At 52.5% G+C, this 15,061-nt stretch carries 13 protein-coding genes; 11 read left to right on the top strand and 2 right to left on the bottom strand.

Annotated features, from left to right (window positions below):
• Positions 1–299 precede the first annotated feature (299 nt).
• The 10 genes from PPL9_RS30255 to lipA all read left to right on the top strand — a co-directional run bounded on the left by PPL9_RS30255 (position 300) and on the right by lipA (position 12,651).
• Positions 300–605 (top strand): succinate dehydrogenase assembly factor 2, encoded by a 306-nt coding sequence (locus tag PPL9_RS30255; RefSeq protein ID WP_057466199.1) that lies wholly within the window; start codon positions 300–302, stop codon positions 603–605.
• A gap of 83 nt (positions 606–688) precedes the next feature.
• Positions 689–4,177: a transcription-repair coupling factor gene (gene mfd / locus PPL9_RS30260; protein WP_057466200.1), complete on the top strand. Its 3,489-nt coding sequence runs from the start codon at positions 689–691 to the stop codon at positions 4,175–4,177.
• A 255-nt stretch (positions 4,178–4,432) separates the two neighbouring features.
• On the top strand, positions 4,433–4,699 hold the full coding sequence (locus tag PPL9_RS30265; protein WP_057466201.1) for a septum formation initiator family protein: 267 nt from the start codon (positions 4,433–4,435) through the stop codon (positions 4,697–4,699).
• Positions 4,700–4,884: 185 nt separating this feature from the next.
• Positions 4,885–5,934: a pyruvate dehydrogenase (acetyl-transferring) E1 component subunit alpha gene (gene pdhA, locus PPL9_RS30270; RefSeq protein WP_057466202.1), complete on the top strand. Its 1,050-nt coding sequence runs from the start codon at positions 4,885–4,887 to the stop codon at positions 5,932–5,934.
• 17 nt (positions 5,935–5,951) lie between these two features.
• Positions 5,952–7,337: a pyruvate dehydrogenase complex E1 component subunit beta gene (locus tag PPL9_RS30275; RefSeq protein ID WP_057466203.1), complete on the top strand. Its 1,386-nt coding sequence runs from the start codon at positions 5,952–5,954 to the stop codon at positions 7,335–7,337.
• Positions 7,338–7,353: 16 nt separating this feature from the next.
• Positions 7,354–8,691, top strand: coding sequence for a pyruvate dehydrogenase complex dihydrolipoamide acetyltransferase (locus PPL9_RS30280; protein ID WP_057466204.1), 1,338 nt, complete (start codon positions 7,354–7,356; stop codon positions 8,689–8,691).
• A 118-nt stretch (positions 8,692–8,809) separates the two neighbouring features.
• The gene (locus PPL9_RS30285) at positions 8,810–9,673 is read left to right on the top strand and encodes an N-acetylglucosaminyltransferase (protein ID WP_057466205.1); all 864 of its coding nucleotides are present in this window, start codon (positions 8,810–8,812) and stop codon (positions 9,671–9,673) included.
• 24 nt (positions 9,674–9,697) lie between these two features.
• Positions 9,698–11,140 carry a dihydrolipoyl dehydrogenase gene (gene lpdA / locus PPL9_RS30290; RefSeq protein ID WP_057466206.1) on the top strand — a complete coding sequence of 481 codons (1,443 nt, stop codon included), beginning with the start codon at positions 9,698–9,700 and terminating at the stop codon, positions 11,138–11,140.
• A 93-nt stretch (positions 11,141–11,233) separates the two neighbouring features.
• Positions 11,234–11,503 (top strand): hypothetical protein, encoded by a 270-nt coding sequence (locus PPL9_RS30295; RefSeq protein ID WP_244271761.1) that lies wholly within the window; start codon positions 11,234–11,236, stop codon positions 11,501–11,503.
• Positions 11,504–11,655: 152 nt separating this feature from the next.
• Entirely contained in the window at positions 11,656–12,651 is a 996-nt protein-coding gene (gene lipA, locus PPL9_RS30300; RefSeq protein WP_057466208.1) for a lipoyl synthase, read from the top strand.
• Positions 12,652–12,731: 80 nt separating this feature from the next.
• On the opposite strand, the gene PPL9_RS30305 is transcribed toward lipA, so the two are convergent.
• Positions 12,732–13,646, bottom strand: a complete 915-nt coding sequence (locus PPL9_RS30305) for an EamA family transporter (protein ID WP_057466209.1) — start codon at positions 13,644–13,646, stop codon at positions 12,732–12,734.
• Between the two features lie 120 nt (positions 13,647–13,766).
• Here PPL9_RS30305 and PPL9_RS30310 point away from each other — a divergent pair, with 120 nt between their 5' ends.
• Positions 13,767–14,342: an Ada metal-binding domain-containing protein gene (locus PPL9_RS30310; RefSeq protein WP_057466210.1), complete on the top strand. Its 576-nt coding sequence runs from the start codon at positions 13,767–13,769 to the stop codon at positions 14,340–14,342.
• Between the two features lie 38 nt (positions 14,343–14,380).
• On the opposite strand, the gene PPL9_RS30315 is transcribed toward PPL9_RS30310, so the two are convergent.
• A partial coding sequence (locus PPL9_RS30315) for a crotonase/enoyl-CoA hydratase family protein (RefSeq protein WP_057466211.1) occupies positions 14,381–15,061 on the bottom strand: 681 nt, incomplete at its 5' end.

Consider the following 15,061-nt stretch of genomic DNA (forward strand, 5'->3'; position numbering starts at 1 on the left):
ATGCGGGCGTCGCGGTCCGGGCTGCCGACAAGCAGGTTTGTTATGGTCTTTGCAATCTTGGGGCCGATACCCGGAAGTTTGGTGACCGAAGCGAAAAGAGGATCAAGGCGAGTAGGGCGCATACCATATAGACCAGAACGTGAACAGCAGATCTGATCTGTGCCATGTTCCTGTGATTTGTGCAACGCCCTTAAGAAAACACTGACAGATGAAAATAAGGGTTGTATACAGGCGAAACATTTTGGCCCTATCTATTTGCAGATAGTGACAAGGATCAGCGACCTTCTAAGGAAACGACGATGGATCAGAGTGCGCAGAGCGAAGATCAAAACGAGAACACCGGGCTGGATAACCGCCGTAAACGTATCATTTTCCGCTGTCACCATCGTGGCATGAAGGAAATGGACATCATGCTTGGCGGCTATGTTGAAAAGCATATTGTTCAGATGAGTGATGAAGAGTTGGATGAGCTGGAAGTGTTTTTGCAGCATCATGATCAGGATCTCTTCTCATGGTTTATTGGCACGAAACCAGTCCCCGATGAAGCGAACACAGATCTGTTTCGCAAGATCCTCGATTACTACAAGGACAAGGCTGGAAGCTGATTGCGCTGTTGTATCTGATTGGCTGTAGATCAGATGTCTGTTATTGCCCGCCGACGATTTGAAATAATAAGGTTGCCCCTCCCGTGTTTGAAAGTTTGCTCAAAAAAAGTGAAAACATCACGCTTGCTTCCGTTCCTGATGGAGCAGAATCCTACGTGCTTTCAAAGGTGCTTGCTGAAGTTGAGGAGGGCGGCCTTGCGCTGACTTATGTTGCGCGGGATGCAACCCGTATGGCGGCGCTGACAGAGGCTCTGGGGTTCTTTGCGCCTGATGTGGAAGTGCTTCAGCTGCCTGCATGGGATTGCTTGCCGTATGACCGTGTTTCGCCTCATGGAGCGATTGTTGCGCGCAGATTGCTGACGTTGCTTCGGTTGGCAAAGGGACTGCCGAAGAAAAAGAAGTTTGTTCTGATCACAACAGTGAACGCGGCTTTGCAGCGGATGCCTGTTCGTGAATGGACTGCCAACCATATTCTCTCGTTTATGCCGGGCAACCGTATCAACCCTGACAAGATCGTTAAGTGGCTGGAAGTCAACGGCTTTGCCCGCACGCCAACAGTGCGTGAAACCGGGGAATATGCGGTGCGCGGCGGCATTATTGACCTGTTTTCTCCGGCAACCAAAGAGCCTGTGCGTCTGGACTTCTTCGGGGATACGCTGGAGTCCATTCGTTCCTTTGATACGGATAGTCAGAGAACGCTGGCCCAGAAGAAGGGTCTAACGCTTGTTCCTATGAGCGAGATCATTCTTGATCCTGAAACGATTTCGCGGTTCCGCCGTAACTATGTGACTGCTTTTGGGGCCGCTGGGCCTGAGGATGTTCTCTATCAGTCCATCAGTGAGGGACGGCGTTATGCGGGGATGGAGCATTGGTTGCCTCTGTTCCATGATAACCTGTCTACCCTATTTGATTATATTGGTGAAACGCCAGTTGTGCTGGATGCCAGTGCTGAGGACATGATCAAGGAACGCCTTGAGCAGATTGAAGAGCATTTTGGTGCGCGTCAGGACGGGCTCAACAACAAAGCGCTTTCCTCTGGTGTGCCGTATAAGCCTATTCCGCCAGTTGCTATTTATCTTCAGGAAACGCAGTTCAGCACATTTGTGGCAGACAGAGCCTCCGCGCAGTTATCCCCGTTCGCTATGCCTCCGGGCACGGGCAAGACTGCGATTGATATGGGGGGGCGTCAGGGACGTAACTTTGCGGCTGAACGTGCTGCGGGTGATGTAAACATTTTTGATGCGCTATCCAAGCATGTGTCAGCTCTTGCCAAGGATGGGAAGAGGGCGGTTCTTTCTTGCTGGAGTGAGGGTTCTCGTGAACGGTTAACCCAGGTTCTGAGCGATCATGGGCTGGACCGGACCGGATATGCGGGCAATTCTGCTGAGCTGGGTAAGGTCCCCGCTGGGCTGACGGCATTGATCCTTCTTGGGCTGGAACATGGCTTTGAGATTGATGATCTGGCCTTCATCGGGGAGCAGGATATCCTCGGTGACCGTCTGGTGCGTCAGCGTCGGCGCAAGTCCAAAGGGGCGAATTTTCTTACTGAGGCCTCTGCTCTGGCCCCCGGTGATCTTGTTGTGCATGTGGAGCATGGTATTGGCCGGTTTATCGGGCTGAAAACCATTGAGGCTGTTGGGGCGCCGCATGACTGTCTTGAGCTGCAATATGCAGGGTCGGACAAGCTTTACCTTCCTGTCGAGAACATTGAGCTACTGACGCGCTACGGTTCAGAAGATCAGGAAGTTCAGTTAGATAAGCTTGGCGGCGGGGCATGGCAGGCCCGTAAAGCCAAGATGAAGAAGCGCATTCTTGAGATTGCCGATGGCTTGATTAAGATTGCGGCAGAACGTGCGTTACGAACTGCTCCTGCGATTACGGCTCCTGAAGGGGCTTATGACGAGTTTTCTGCGCGGTTTGTTTATGATGAGACCGATGATCAGATGAGTGCCATTGAATCGGTGTTTGATGACATGGCATCAGGGCGTCCGATGGACCGGCTTATCTGTGGTGATGTGGGCTTTGGTAAGACGGAAGTTGCTCTAAGAGCTGCGTTTTTGGCGGCGATGTCTGGGAGGCAGGTGGCGATTGTGGTTCCGACCACGTTGCTGGCGCGCCAGCATTACCGGACTTTTGCCGATCGTTTTAATGGATTGCCGATTGAAGTGCGCCAAGCTTCGCGACTTGTCCCCGGTAAGGAGCTTAGTGAGACCAAGAAGGGGCTGAAAGAAGGCTCTGTCGATGTCGTCATTGGAACGCATGCACTTCTGGGAAATGCTATTGGTTTCAGGGATCTGGGTCTTCTCATTATCGATGAAGAACAGCATTTTGGGGTGAAGCATAAAGAACGGTTGAAAGAGCTGAAAAGTGATGTTCACGTTCTGACCCTCTCTGCGACCCCGATTCCTCGTACCCTACAATTGGCACTGACGGGCGTTCGGGAGCTTTCCCTTATTGCGACACCGCCAGTGGACCGTTTGGCTGTACGCTCGTTTATATCCCCGTTTGACCCGATGGTTATCCGCGAGAGCTTGCTGCGCGAGCACTATCGCGGGGGGCAGAGCTTTTATGTGTGTCCGCGCGTGTCTGATCTTGCCGAGGTGAGGGCGTTCCTGGAAGAGAATGTGCCTGAAGTTAAAGTGGTTTCTGCGCATGGGCAGATGCCTGCCGGGGAGCTGGATGACATCATGAACGCCTTTTATGAGGGCAAGTTTGATGTGCTGTTGGCGACCACTATTGTTGAATCCGGATTGGACATACCAAACGCGAACACTTTGATTGTGCACCGCTCAGACATGTTTGGTCTGGCGCAGCTCTATCAGATCCGTGGGCGTGTGGGGCGGTCGAAGACGCGGGCTTATGCTTTGTTTACTGTTCCGGCCAACAAGACGCTGACACCTACTGCCGAACGCCGCCTTAAGGTGCTGCAAAGCCTTGAGAATTTGGGTGCCGGCTTCCAGCTTGCGTCTCATGATCTGGATATTCGTGGAGCGGGTAACTTGCTTGGGGAAGAGCAGTCCGGGCATATTAAAGAGGTTGGGTTTGAGCTTTACCAGCAGATGTTGGAGGAGGCGGTTGCGCAGCTGAAATCTGGCGGTGAGGACTTCCAGGAGGACAAGTGGTCTCCACAAATTGCCATCGGTACGCCTGTTCTTATCCCCGATACGTATGTGCCGGACCTTCAGTTGCGGCTTGAGCTTTATCGCCGTCTGGCGGACCTCATGGAGCTTGAAGATATCGATGGCTTTGGGGCCGAGATGATTGACCGCTTCGGGCCACTTCCTGAGGAAGTTCAACACCTTCTGAAGATTGTCTACATCAAGGGGCTGTGCCGCAAAGCGAACGTTGAAAAGATTGACGCTGGGCCGAAGGGCATCGTGATTGCTTTCCGTAATGGCGAGTTTAACAATCCGGCAGGGCTGGTATCCTACATCGCGGAACAAACTATCCTCGCCAAGATCCGCCCGGATCAAAAGGTAGTGCTGACCCGTGACTGGCCGTCTGCGGATGACCGGTTGAAGGGCACCGCTGCTGTGTTGATTAAACTGTCGCGACTGGCGGAAAACGCCTGATTTTCCTTCCTGATTGGCTCATTTGCTGGGGTTTTTATGAAATCCCAGCACTGCGTTGCTATGTGCGTTCATTTGCGTTTTTTAGCGATTATATGAAAGGTTTTTGCGAATTAAGAAGATTTCCGGGTTTTCGGAAACTCTTGGTTAAGGGCGTTGTGAAATAGTGCGGGCATGTGACCATTTTTGTAATGAGTAGGTCAATCAGTGCTAGCTACCACACGTCAGCGGAAACACTCCTATCTAAAGAATTTCCTTGTGCCAGGAATTGCCATTGGTGCGCTGTGCTACTTTGCATTTCATGCGCTCAACGGTAAGCTGGGTCTTGTGGGCCGACCACAGATTGAGCATGAGATTCTTGCTCTTGAACTTGAGCTTGATGAGTTGCGGGAAGAACGCCTGCAATTACAACGCCGTGTCATGTTGCTTGACCCGGAGAGCCTTGATCCAGACATGGTGGATGAGCGGGCTCGCGCTTCCCTAAATCTGGCGCACGTGAATGAAGTTGCAATCATGCGCAACTGAAACATCAGCGTGTATTAACTTGAATTGGGTTGACTTGATTGAATTAACCTAATTTGAGTTAACTTGAAAATATAAGTAAAATCAATATCTTATATAAATCCCCAAGTGTTTCTGCTCATATTGGCATTCAGCGCTATGGGCGATAGTGTGCTTTCACCAATTCACGTCACAAAGAGACGAGGCTCATGGCTGGAACTCAATCCAAGTCTTCAGGCGGTCGCGCTAAAAGTGCTACCAAAGCCCGCGGTGCGATGAAAAACGTACCTGCACTAGTAGAATTCTCCAAAGATGAAGAGCTAAACGCTTATCGCGAAATGCTTTTTATCCGTCGCTTCGAAGAAAAGGCGGGTCAGCTTTACGGTATGGGTCTGATCGGTGGCTTCTGTCACCTTTACATCGGCCAGGAAGCTGTTGTCGTTGGAATGGAGATGGCCAAGGAAAAAGGTGATCAGATGATCACTTCTTACCGTGACCATGCTCACATGCTCGCTTGCGGCATGGACCCGAACGGCGTGATGGCCGAACTGACTGGTCGTCAGGGCGGTCTGTCCAAAGGTAAGGGCGGTTCCATGCACATGTTCTCCAAAGAACAGGAGTTCTATGGCGGACACGGCATCGTGGGTGCTCAGGTCTCACTTGGTACCGGTCTTGCGTTTGCGAACCGTTATAAAGAGAACGGCAAAGTTTCCATGGCGTTCTTCGGCGATGGTGCTGCCAACCAGGGCCAGGTTTACGAGAGCTTCAACATGGCGAAGCTTTGGAGCCTGCCAGTGATCTACGTCATTGAGAACAACAAGTACGGCATGGGTACCTCCATTGAACGTGCTTCTTCCACGACAGATCTTAGCCAGCGCGGTGCTTCCTTCGGCATTCCAGGTGTTCAGGTTGATGGTATGGACGTGCGCGCGGTGAAAGCTGCGACCGACTATGCGATGGAATGGTGCCGTGAAGGCAATGGTCCTTACATCCTTGAGATGATCACCTACCGTTACCGTGGCCACTCCATGTCTGACCCTGCGAAATACCGCAGTAAAGATGAAGTCCAGAAGATGCGCTCTGAGCATGACCCGATTGAACAGGTTCGTGCTCGCCTTCTTGAAAAAGAATGGGCAAGTGAGGATGATCTCAAGGCTATCGATAAGGAAGTGCGCGCTGTTGTTGCTGCTTCTGCTGAGTATGCACAGAACGATCCTGAGCCGGATCCATCTGAGCTCTACACAGATATCGTGCTCTAAGGTCGGGATAATACATTATGGCTGTTGAAATTTTAATGCCTGCGCTTTCTCCGACCATGGAAGAAGGCAAACTTGCTAAGTGGCTTAAGAAAGAAGGCGACACCGTTACTGCAGGTGACGTGATTGCTGAAATCGAGACCGACAAAGCAACCATGGAAGTGGAAGCGGTTGATGAGGGCGTGCTTGGCAAGATCCTCGTTGCTGAAGGCACCGAAGAAGTAAAAGTGAACGCGCCGATTGCAGTTCTGCTGGAAGAGGGCGAAGACGCCTCTGCTGCTGACAATCTGGGCGCTGCCCCTGTTGCGCCGGCGGCTCCTGCAGCTGCTGAAGCACCAGCCGCGCCTGCTGCGCCGGCAGCTCCTGCGGCTCCGGTTGCAAGCGTTGCACCTGCTGACCCAGAAATTCCTGCGGGCACCAAAATGGTGAGCATGACCGTTCGTGAAGCTTTGCGCGACGCGATGGCGGAAGAAATGCGCCGCAATGAGAACGTGTTCCTGATGGGCGAAGAAGTTGCTCAGTATCAGGGCGCCTATAAGATCTCTCAGGGTCTCCTGGATGAGTTCGGCGAAAAGCGCGTGATCGACACTCCAATCACCGAGCATGGCTTTACCGGCCTTGCTGTTGGCGCTGCGATGGCAGGTTTGAACCCAATCGTTGAGTTCATGACCTTCAACTTCGCAATGCAGGCGATTGACCACATCATCAACTCTGCCGGCAAGACGCTTTACATGTCTGGCGGTCAGATGGGTGCACCAATGGTGTTCCGCGGTGCAAACGGTGCGGCTGCTCGTGTGGGTGCGCAGCACTCTCAGGACTTTGCGGCATGGTATGCTTCCATTCCGGGCCTTAAGGTTGTTCAGCCTTATACCGCTGCTGATGCGAAGGGCCTTTTGAAAGCTGCAATCCGCGACCCGAACCCGGTTGTGTTCCTTGAAAACGAGATCCTTTACGGTCAGCACTTCGATGTGCCGGATGTTGAAGGTCTGGTTCTGCCAATCGGCAAGGCGAAGGTTGTTCGCGAAGGTACTGATGCGACCATGGTTTCCTGGAGCATTGGCATGACCTACGCGCTGCAGGCTGTTGATGAGCTGGCAAAGCAGGGCATTTCTGTTGAACTGATCGATCTGCGTACCATTCGTCCGTTGGACATGGAGACTGTTCTGGCCTCCGTTCGTAAGACTGGCCGTCTGGTAACTGTAGAAGAAGCCTTCCCAATCTGTTCTGTTTCCTCTGAAATTGCTTATCAGGTTCAGAGTGAAGCTTTCGATTGGTTGGATGCGCCAGTTCTGCGTGTGACCGGTAAAGATGTTCCAATGCCATATGCAGCAAACCTTGAGAAGCTGGCTCTGCCAAACACCAAGGAAGTTATCGACGCTGTTAAGGCTGTGACCTACACCGCCTAACCGGGAGACAAGTGGTATGCCAATCAATATTCTGATGCCTGCGCTTTCTCCGACTATGGAAGAAGGCAATCTGGCCAAGTGGCTGGTTAAAGAAGGTGACGCGATTTCTGCAGGCGATGTGATTGCAGAAATTGAAACCGATAAAGCGACCATGGAAGTGGAAGCTGTCGATGAAGGCACCATCGGTAAAATCGTGGTTGCTGAAGGTGCTGAAGGCGTGAAGGTGAATGCACCGATCGCGATCCTTCTGGAAGAGGGCGAAGACGCTTCTGCGATGGATGCAGCACCTGCTGCACCAGCCGCTGCTGCTGCCCCTCAGGCTCCTGCAGCACCTGCTGCTGAAGCGGCGCCGGCACCAGTTGCAGCTCCTGCACCTGCTGCTCCGGTTGCAGCTTCTGGTGAGCGTGTGTTCTCATCCCCTCTGGCGCGCCGTCTGGCGAAACAGAATGGTCTGGACATTGCCCTGATCAACGGCTCTGGCCCGCATGGCCGCGTTGTCAAGCGTGACGTTGATGCGGCTATTGCTGCTGGCACTGGCAAGGCTGAGGCTGCTCCGAAAGCTGCGGATGCACCGAAGGCTGCTGAAGCTCCAAAAGCTGCGCTTGCGTCTGGTCCATCTGATGAACAGACCCTGAAGTTGTTTGATGAAGACAGCTACGAGCTGGTTCCTCACGATGGCATGCGTAAGATCATTGCCAAGCGTTTGACCGAATCCAAACAGACTGTTCCACACTTCTACCTGACACTGGAGTGTGAACTGGATGCTCTGCTGGCTCTGCGGGCTCAGCTCAATGCGTCTGCACCGAAAGACGGCGACGGCAAGCCAGCTTACAAGCTGTCTGTCAACGACATGATCATCAAGGCGCATGCTTTGGCACTGAAAGCAATTCCGGCTGCCAACGCATCTTACCTTGAGAGCGGCATGGTTATGCATAAGCATGCTGACGTTGGTGTTGCTGTTTCCATCGATGGTGGCCTGATCACTCCGATCATTCGCCGCGCTGAAGAGAAAACGCTCTCCACGATCTCCATCGAGATGAAAGATCTGGCAAAGCGTGCTCGTGAGCGCAAGCTGGCTCCAACCGAATTCCAGGGCGGAACAACCTCTGTTTCCAACCTTGGCATGTTCGGCATCAAGGAATTTGCAGCGGTGATCAATCCTCCGCACGCAACCATCCTTGCTGTTGGTGCTGGTCAGAAGCGTCCAGTTGTGAAGGGCGATGAAATCGTGCCTGCGACTGTGATGTCTGTGACCCTTTCCACTGACCACCGCGCGGTGGATGGTGCGCTGGGTGCAGAGCTTCTGCAGGCCTTCAAAGGCTACATCGAAAACCCGATGTCCATGCTGGTTTAATCAGGACTTACCGGCAGAAACAGGAGCCCCTGCTTTTCTGCCGGTAAATCCAAGTGGTAGGTGTGAGCAAATAGAGTGGAGTAAGCTGAAGACCGTTTGAGCAAGGAGACCGTATGATATGGTCAAAGTTGTCGATGGCTTCACGTTTTTCAACGAACTCGATACCCTGGAAATTCGTTTGGGCGAACTTTTCGATGTGGTGGATGAGTTCATTCTTGTAGAGGCCACCAAAACCTTTACCGGACACGAAAAACCTCTCTATTTTGCTGATAACAAGTCGCGGTTTGCACCGTTTTTGAGCAAGATCCGACATATCATTGTCGAGGACATGCCGGAGACACCGCAAAACGCCTGGTCGAGGGAGTACCACCAACGCGATTGTATAGAACGCGGCCTTAAAGATCTTGCGGTGAAAGATCTGATCGTTGTTTCCGACGTGGATGAAATTCCAAAGCCGGAGGCGCTGCTCAGAGCGAAAAATGACCCCAGGAGCTGTAAAAGCCTGACATTCTTTGGCGCAGATATTTTCCGATACAGACTGAATTTCAAAGACGATGTCTCGGATTTTACCTCGTGCCCGCGAATGATCAGCGCGATGTTTTTCAAAGGTGCTCAAGCTTTGCGGCGTGAGCGGGCCTTGCAGAGTAAAAGCCTCTCTCCTGTTCTCGAGGCTGCTTTGTGGCAATGGAAAGCTCTTACACGGCACAGCCGGCTTATGCGACGTCAATTGATCAGGTCTTCCAGCTGGCACTTCAGCTTTTTGGGGGACATGGACAAGGTGGTTACGAAACTTGAGGCTTACTCGCACACCGAACACATGAATGATGCCTATCTGGGCCGTGCGCAAAGAACGCTGGACCGTCTGGATGCGGGCGATGGCAGAGGAAAGCTGGTCGCTAAGGACAGCGGAGAACTGCCCGACTACGTTTTGGAGAATTTTTCGAAGTTCTCCCACCTTTATGTGGAGCCTCAAGCTCCTTGATGCCGATTTGGCGAGGTTAAAGAGATGAGTGGCAACGCCTACGACGTGATTATCATTGGTTCTGGTCCTGGTGGCTATGTAACCGCAATCCGCTCCGCGCAGCTTGGTTTCAAGACCGCGATTGTCGAGCGTGAACATATGGGCGGTATCTGCCTGAACTGGGGCTGTATCCCAACCAAAGCGCTGCTGCGTTCTGCTGAGATCTACCATTACATGCAGCACGGCAAAGACTACGGTCTTTCCGCTGAAGGCGTGAGCTTTGACGCTTCTGCTGTTGTGAAACGCTCTCGTGATGTTTCCGGCCAGCTCAACGGCGGCATCGGCTTCCTGATGAAGAAGAACAAGGTCGACATCATCTGGGGTGAGGCAAAGCTCACCAAGCCGGGTGAGATCGCTGTTGGGCCTTCTTCCAAAGACGCTATGCAGCCACAGCACCCAACACCTAAGGGTGTGAAGGGCCACGGCACTTATTCCGCCAAGCACGTTATTGTTGCAACTGGTGCGAAGCCGCGCGTCATTCCGGGTCTTGAGCCTGACAAAGAAAACATCTGGACCTATTTCGAAGCGATGGTTCCAGAAAAAATGCCTAAATCCATTGTTGTGATGGGTTCCGGCGCGATCGGTATCGAGTTTGCATCTTTCTATAAGACAATGGGCGTTGACGTGACCGTTGTTGAAATGATGTCGACCATTATGCCGGTTGAAGATCCTGAAATCTCCGCGATTGCGAAAAAGCAGATGGAGAAGCAGGGCATCAAGTTTGTGATGGAAGCGAAGGTTTCCAAGGTTGTTAAGGGTGGCGGTCAGGTGACTGCGACTGTTGAGACCAAAGACGGCAAGACGCAGGAAATCACCGCTGAGAAGCTGATCTCCGCTGTTGGCGTTGTTGGTAACATCGAGAACCTTGGCCTTGAAGCGCTTGGCATCAAGACAGACCGCGGCTGCATCGTGACTGACGGCTTCAGCCGCACCAATGTTCCTGGCGTTTACGCGATTGGTGACGTTGCTGGTCCTCCAATGCTGGCGCACAAGGCTGAGCATGAAGGCGTGATCTGCATTGAGAAGATCTCCGGCCTTGATGTTCACCCGATGAAGAGCGAGCAGATTCCGGGCTGTACCTACTGTAACCCGCAGGTTGCTTCTGTCGGTCTGACTGAGCAGCGTGCGAAAGATGCTGGTTATGAGCTCCGCGTTGGTCGTTTCCCGTTCATGGGTAACGGTAAGGCGATTGCTCTTGGTGAGCCTGAAGGTCTGGTCAAGACGATCTTTGACAAGAAGACCGGTCAGCTGCTTGGTGCGCATATGGTTGGCGCAGAAGTGACCGAGCTCATTCAGGGCTTCGTTGTTGCCATGGGTCTTGAGACCACCGAAGAAGAGCTGATGCACACTGTCTTCCCGCATCCGACCCTTTCCGAAATGATGAAGGAAAGTGTTCTGGACGCCTACGGACGCGCTCTGAATATGTAAATCAATTCCCTCTCACTGGAATTTTACCAGTGAGGGGGACTTAATTTTTCCCGGGTACTCTTCTTATCAAAAAGGAGAAGAACCGTGGACTTTATGAAATCAATCATATGGCTGGTGACATCAGCCGTTTGTGCCGTTGTAGCTACTGTGCTGGTGATGGCTACAGTTGGCGGAGACTTCGCCGTGTTGATTATCGCCGGATTTCTCGGTGGTATTTCAGGGGTTTACCTGTTCGAATTTGCGGATGTGGAAGTTTCCCTGGGGAATGAATATCTCGACCAGGCGGTCGTTGCGATGGTTGGCGCCATTGCGTTTGCTCTGATTGCCTCACTGATTGGTGGGGATGCAATTGGCTTTGAATAGGCGTGGTCCTGAGGCGCGGAACTGACTGAACACCAGTGTCTGGCATTGAGAGATGCTTCATTTCCTGTTATGGACCACTAAACTTATAAGAGACAGTGACACTGACCCTTAAGGCAAGTGTGAAGCAAAGTCTCGGACCTGACGGAACTGATATGGTTACACTGGTAAATACACTCGATCCTAATCATAAAAGCCAAACGGCGTCTGCACTGCAGGAAAAAGAGCGTCCGCGCCATCCGGAAAAAGCGCATCGCCCGGATAATCCTGTTCAGCGCAAGCCAAAATGGATCCGTGTTAAGGCGCCCACTTCTCCTGTCTACAAAGAGACCCACGAGCTGGTTCGCAAGAACAACCTCGTCACGGTTTGTGAAGAAGCTGGTTGCCCGAATATTGGTGAGTGCTGGTCCAAGAAGCATGCGAGTTTCATGATCCTGGGTGATACCTGTACCCGTGCTTGTGCGTTCTGTAACGTGCGCACCGGGATGCCGGGGCCAGTTGATCAAAATGAGCCTGAAAGCATTGGTAAAGCTGTTGCGTCCATGGAACTGCAGCACGTTGTTATCACCTCTGTGGACCGGGATGATCTTGATGATGGCGGTGCAACGCACTTTGCCAACGTGATTGCTGCGATCCGTAAAGCTTCTCCAAAAACAACAATTGAAGTGCTGACGCCTGATTTCCTTCGTAAGGAAGGCGCGGTTGAGATTGTTGTTGCGGCGAAACCTGACGTGTTCAATCACAACATGGAAACGGTTCCTTCCAACTATCTGAAGGTTCGTCCGGGCGCACGCTACTTCCACTCCATCCGCCTTTTGCAGCGCGTGAAGGAGATCGATCCGGAGATGTTCACCAAATCCGGCATCATGGTTGGTCTGGGTGAGGAGCGCAACGAAGTGCTTCAGTTGATGGATGATCTGCGTGTTGCTGATGTGGATTTCCTGACTGTTGGCCAGTACCTGCAGCCAACCAAGAAGCACCATCCGGTGATGAACTTCCCAACGCCAGACGAGTTCAAGGCCTATGAGAAGATCGCTTACGCAAAAGGCTTCCTGAAGGTTTCCGCGAACCCGCTGACCCGCTCTTCCCACCACGCTGGCGAAGACTTTGCCGAGCTGAAAGCAGCCCGTAAGGCAAAACAAGGCAACTAGGCACCGGTTCCATTCCACGAATTTTAAAGAGCGTCACACTGCACGGTGTGACGCTCTTTTTGCTTGTGGGTGTTGCAAGATCAAGTTGTCTTCTTCGTTAGGCGCGGAAGTTTTATCTGTCCGGTTGCCAGCGCTACTCCTGTGAAGATAAAGAGCAGACCAGTCAGTAGGTTTGTTGTAAGGATTTCGCCAAGAAATAGTACTCCCAGGACTACGCTGAAACTGGCCCTGAGATAGCTTCCTGTTGTTACTCCTAAAGGGCCAAGCGTGCGTACAAGGCGGAAATAAAGCACCATTGCAAGTGCAGTGGAGAACACACCCAGAGCAAGGATTGAGGCCAGAGATTCAGGCGATGGTGAAAGCTTCAATGGATGGTCGAATGTGAAAGCAATCGGTGCCATAAGACAAGCTGCAAGGGTCATCGAGCATGCTGCTGTCAGCAGTGGTGGTTGATCTGAAAAGCGCTTTGCGTTCAGGGCAGCTAAGGCATAACAAAGGCTGGCCCCTGTGATTGCCAGTTGTCCGAGTGCTGAGTTTTGTTCTCCTGCAAAGGCCGCAGGCCCCATGATGACACCAATACCTGCAAATCCAATCAGAATGCCGAGGAGCTTTTTGGCGTCTACGGTCTTGTCCTGCAAAACAAAGTAGCTGATCAAAAACACGAATAGAGGTGGCGTTGTGTTTAAAAGGCCTGCAAGGCCACTGGAAGTATGTAGCTGTCCCCAACTGATGAGCGTGAAGGGGAGCGCGTTTTGTAAAATGCCTTGCACAAGAAGTTCACCCCACCGTTTGGCGGTGTTGGGGAAAACGGTTCCGCTGATCATGACCAGTGTGATGAGGACTACAGCACCAATCAGCAGCCTGAGAAGAACGATGGTTGCTGGAGGAACGGTGGTGATTGCAACTTCGATAAGTGTGAAGGAAGCTCCCCATAGGAAGGACAGGATTATGAGAAGGCAGAGTTCCGGAATGAGCTTGGCAGATGTTTGAGGCATAGTTGTCCTTTCAGAAAACCATAATTTCTTGCCATAAATGATCTGCTGAAACTCGCCGGATACGGACTCCATCGTCGATTAAAGATCGACAGATTCAAATAAAAAGAATTTACTGCTGCAATGATTGATGTGGTTGCAGAGTTCCCAGGTTGGAAGACGTGTGATCGAGCGCGGTTAGCTAGAGATCGCAGCTATGATGGGGTGTTCTTCTCGGGAGTTAATTCTACTGGGATTTATTGCCGTCCTGTTTGTCCTGTTTGCCCTGCAAAATCAGTAAACGTTAGTTTCTATCCATCTGCTGCTGCTGCGGAACAAGCAGGGTATCGTCCGTGCCTTCGTTGCAGGCCCGAGGCCGCGCCCGGTAGCCCCGCATGGATGGGGACTGCAACGACAGTTGGACGTGCGATGCGTCTCATCCATACGGGGTATCTTGATAGTAACAATGTCCAGCAACTTGCTGAAACTCTCGGCATTGGTAGTCGCCATTTAGCGCGCTTATTTTCCCAGTACCTTGAGGCAACTCCCAGCCAGGTTGCTGCCACGGTAAGGCTTCAGCGTGCAAAGCGTCTGATTGACACGACTGATCTCACGCTGGCAGAGATTGCGTTTGCCTCGGGCTTTGGGAGCATACGACGCTTTAATGCTGTGTTTCAGAATTTGTACGGCAGGCCTCCATCTTCACTTCGTAGGTTATGACTATTTGCGCGCATAGATTTACAGTCTGACGCTCCTCTCTAATCGCCAGCATAGGCGGGGGGCCTTCGTTCTATCCAGGCGTTGAGGCCTTCGTGGATGTCGTTGGTGGGGACCATTTGGGCGAATTGGGCGGCTTCGATTTGGAGGCCTTCGGCGATGGTTGTGTTGAGGCCGCGGGTGACGGCGGTGAGGATGCGGGCGGCGGCGAGTGGGGAGTGGCGCAGGATGCGTTCTGCCAGAGCGAAGGCTTCCGGCAGTAGGTCATCGTGCGGGACGACCTTGTTGATGAGACCAAGCTCACAGGCTCGGTCCGGACCGAACGGGTCTCCGGTGAGCAACAGTTCCAGCGCGCGCTTGCGACCGGCGAGACGGGGCAGGCGCTGGGTGCCGCCGAAGGTGGGCGGAATGCCGATATTGATCTCTGGTTTGGCAAAGACGGCACGGTCTGAGGCGATTGCCAGATGGGCGGCCTCGGTGATTTCGCAGCCGCCGCCAAAAGCGATGCCGTTGACAGCGATAATGATGGGTTTGGTGAAGTTTTCGATGCGGCTGGTCATGGTCTGGCCGCGGGCTACGAATTGCTTGACTGCAACATCTGTCCCCTTGGTGATGCTCTGGGAGAACTCATGAATGTCACCACCGGCTGAAAATGCTCGTTCTCCTGCACCTGTGAGGATCGCGGCGCTGATTTTCGGGTCATCTTCAATCCGGTCCAGAAG

This window comes from Pseudovibrio sp. POLY-S9 (assembly GCF_001431305.1).
Classification (GTDB): Bacteria; Pseudomonadota; Alphaproteobacteria; order Rhizobiales; family Stappiaceae; genus Pseudovibrio.

Excerpts from the sequence above, each read along its gene's own strand:
- PPL9_RS30295 (WP_244271761.1), top strand. The coding sequence starts at position 11,234 with ATGAAATCAATCATATGGCTGGTGACATCAGCCGTTTGTGCCGTTGTA.
- PPL9_RS30275 (WP_057466203.1), top strand. The coding sequence starts at position 5,952 with ATGGCTGTTGAAATTTTAATGCCTGCGCTTTCTCCGACCATGGAAGAA.
- PPL9_RS30255 (WP_057466199.1), top strand. The coding sequence starts at position 300 with ATGGATCAGAGTGCGCAGAGCGAAGATCAAAACGAGAACACCGGGCTG.
- PPL9_RS30280 (WP_057466204.1), top strand. The coding sequence starts at position 7,354 with ATGCCAATCAATATTCTGATGCCTGCGCTTTCTCCGACTATGGAAGAA.
- PPL9_RS30310 (WP_057466210.1), top strand. The coding sequence starts at position 13,767 with ATGATTGATGTGGTTGCAGAGTTCCCAGGTTGGAAGACGTGTGATCGA.
- PPL9_RS30285 (WP_057466205.1), top strand. The coding sequence starts at position 8,810 with ATGGTCAAAGTTGTCGATGGCTTCACGTTTTTCAACGAACTCGATACC.
- lpdA (WP_057466206.1), top strand. The coding sequence starts at position 9,698 with ATGAGTGGCAACGCCTACGACGTGATTATCATTGGTTCTGGTCCTGGT.
- pdhA (WP_057466202.1), top strand. The coding sequence starts at position 4,885 with ATGGCTGGAACTCAATCCAAGTCTTCAGGCGGTCGCGCTAAAAGTGCT.
- PPL9_RS30305 (WP_057466209.1), bottom strand. The coding sequence starts at position 13,646 with ATGCCTCAAACATCTGCCAAGCTCATTCCGGAACTCTGCCTTCTCATA.
- lipA (WP_057466208.1), top strand. The coding sequence starts at position 11,656 with ATGGTTACACTGGTAAATACACTCGATCCTAATCATAAAAGCCAAACG.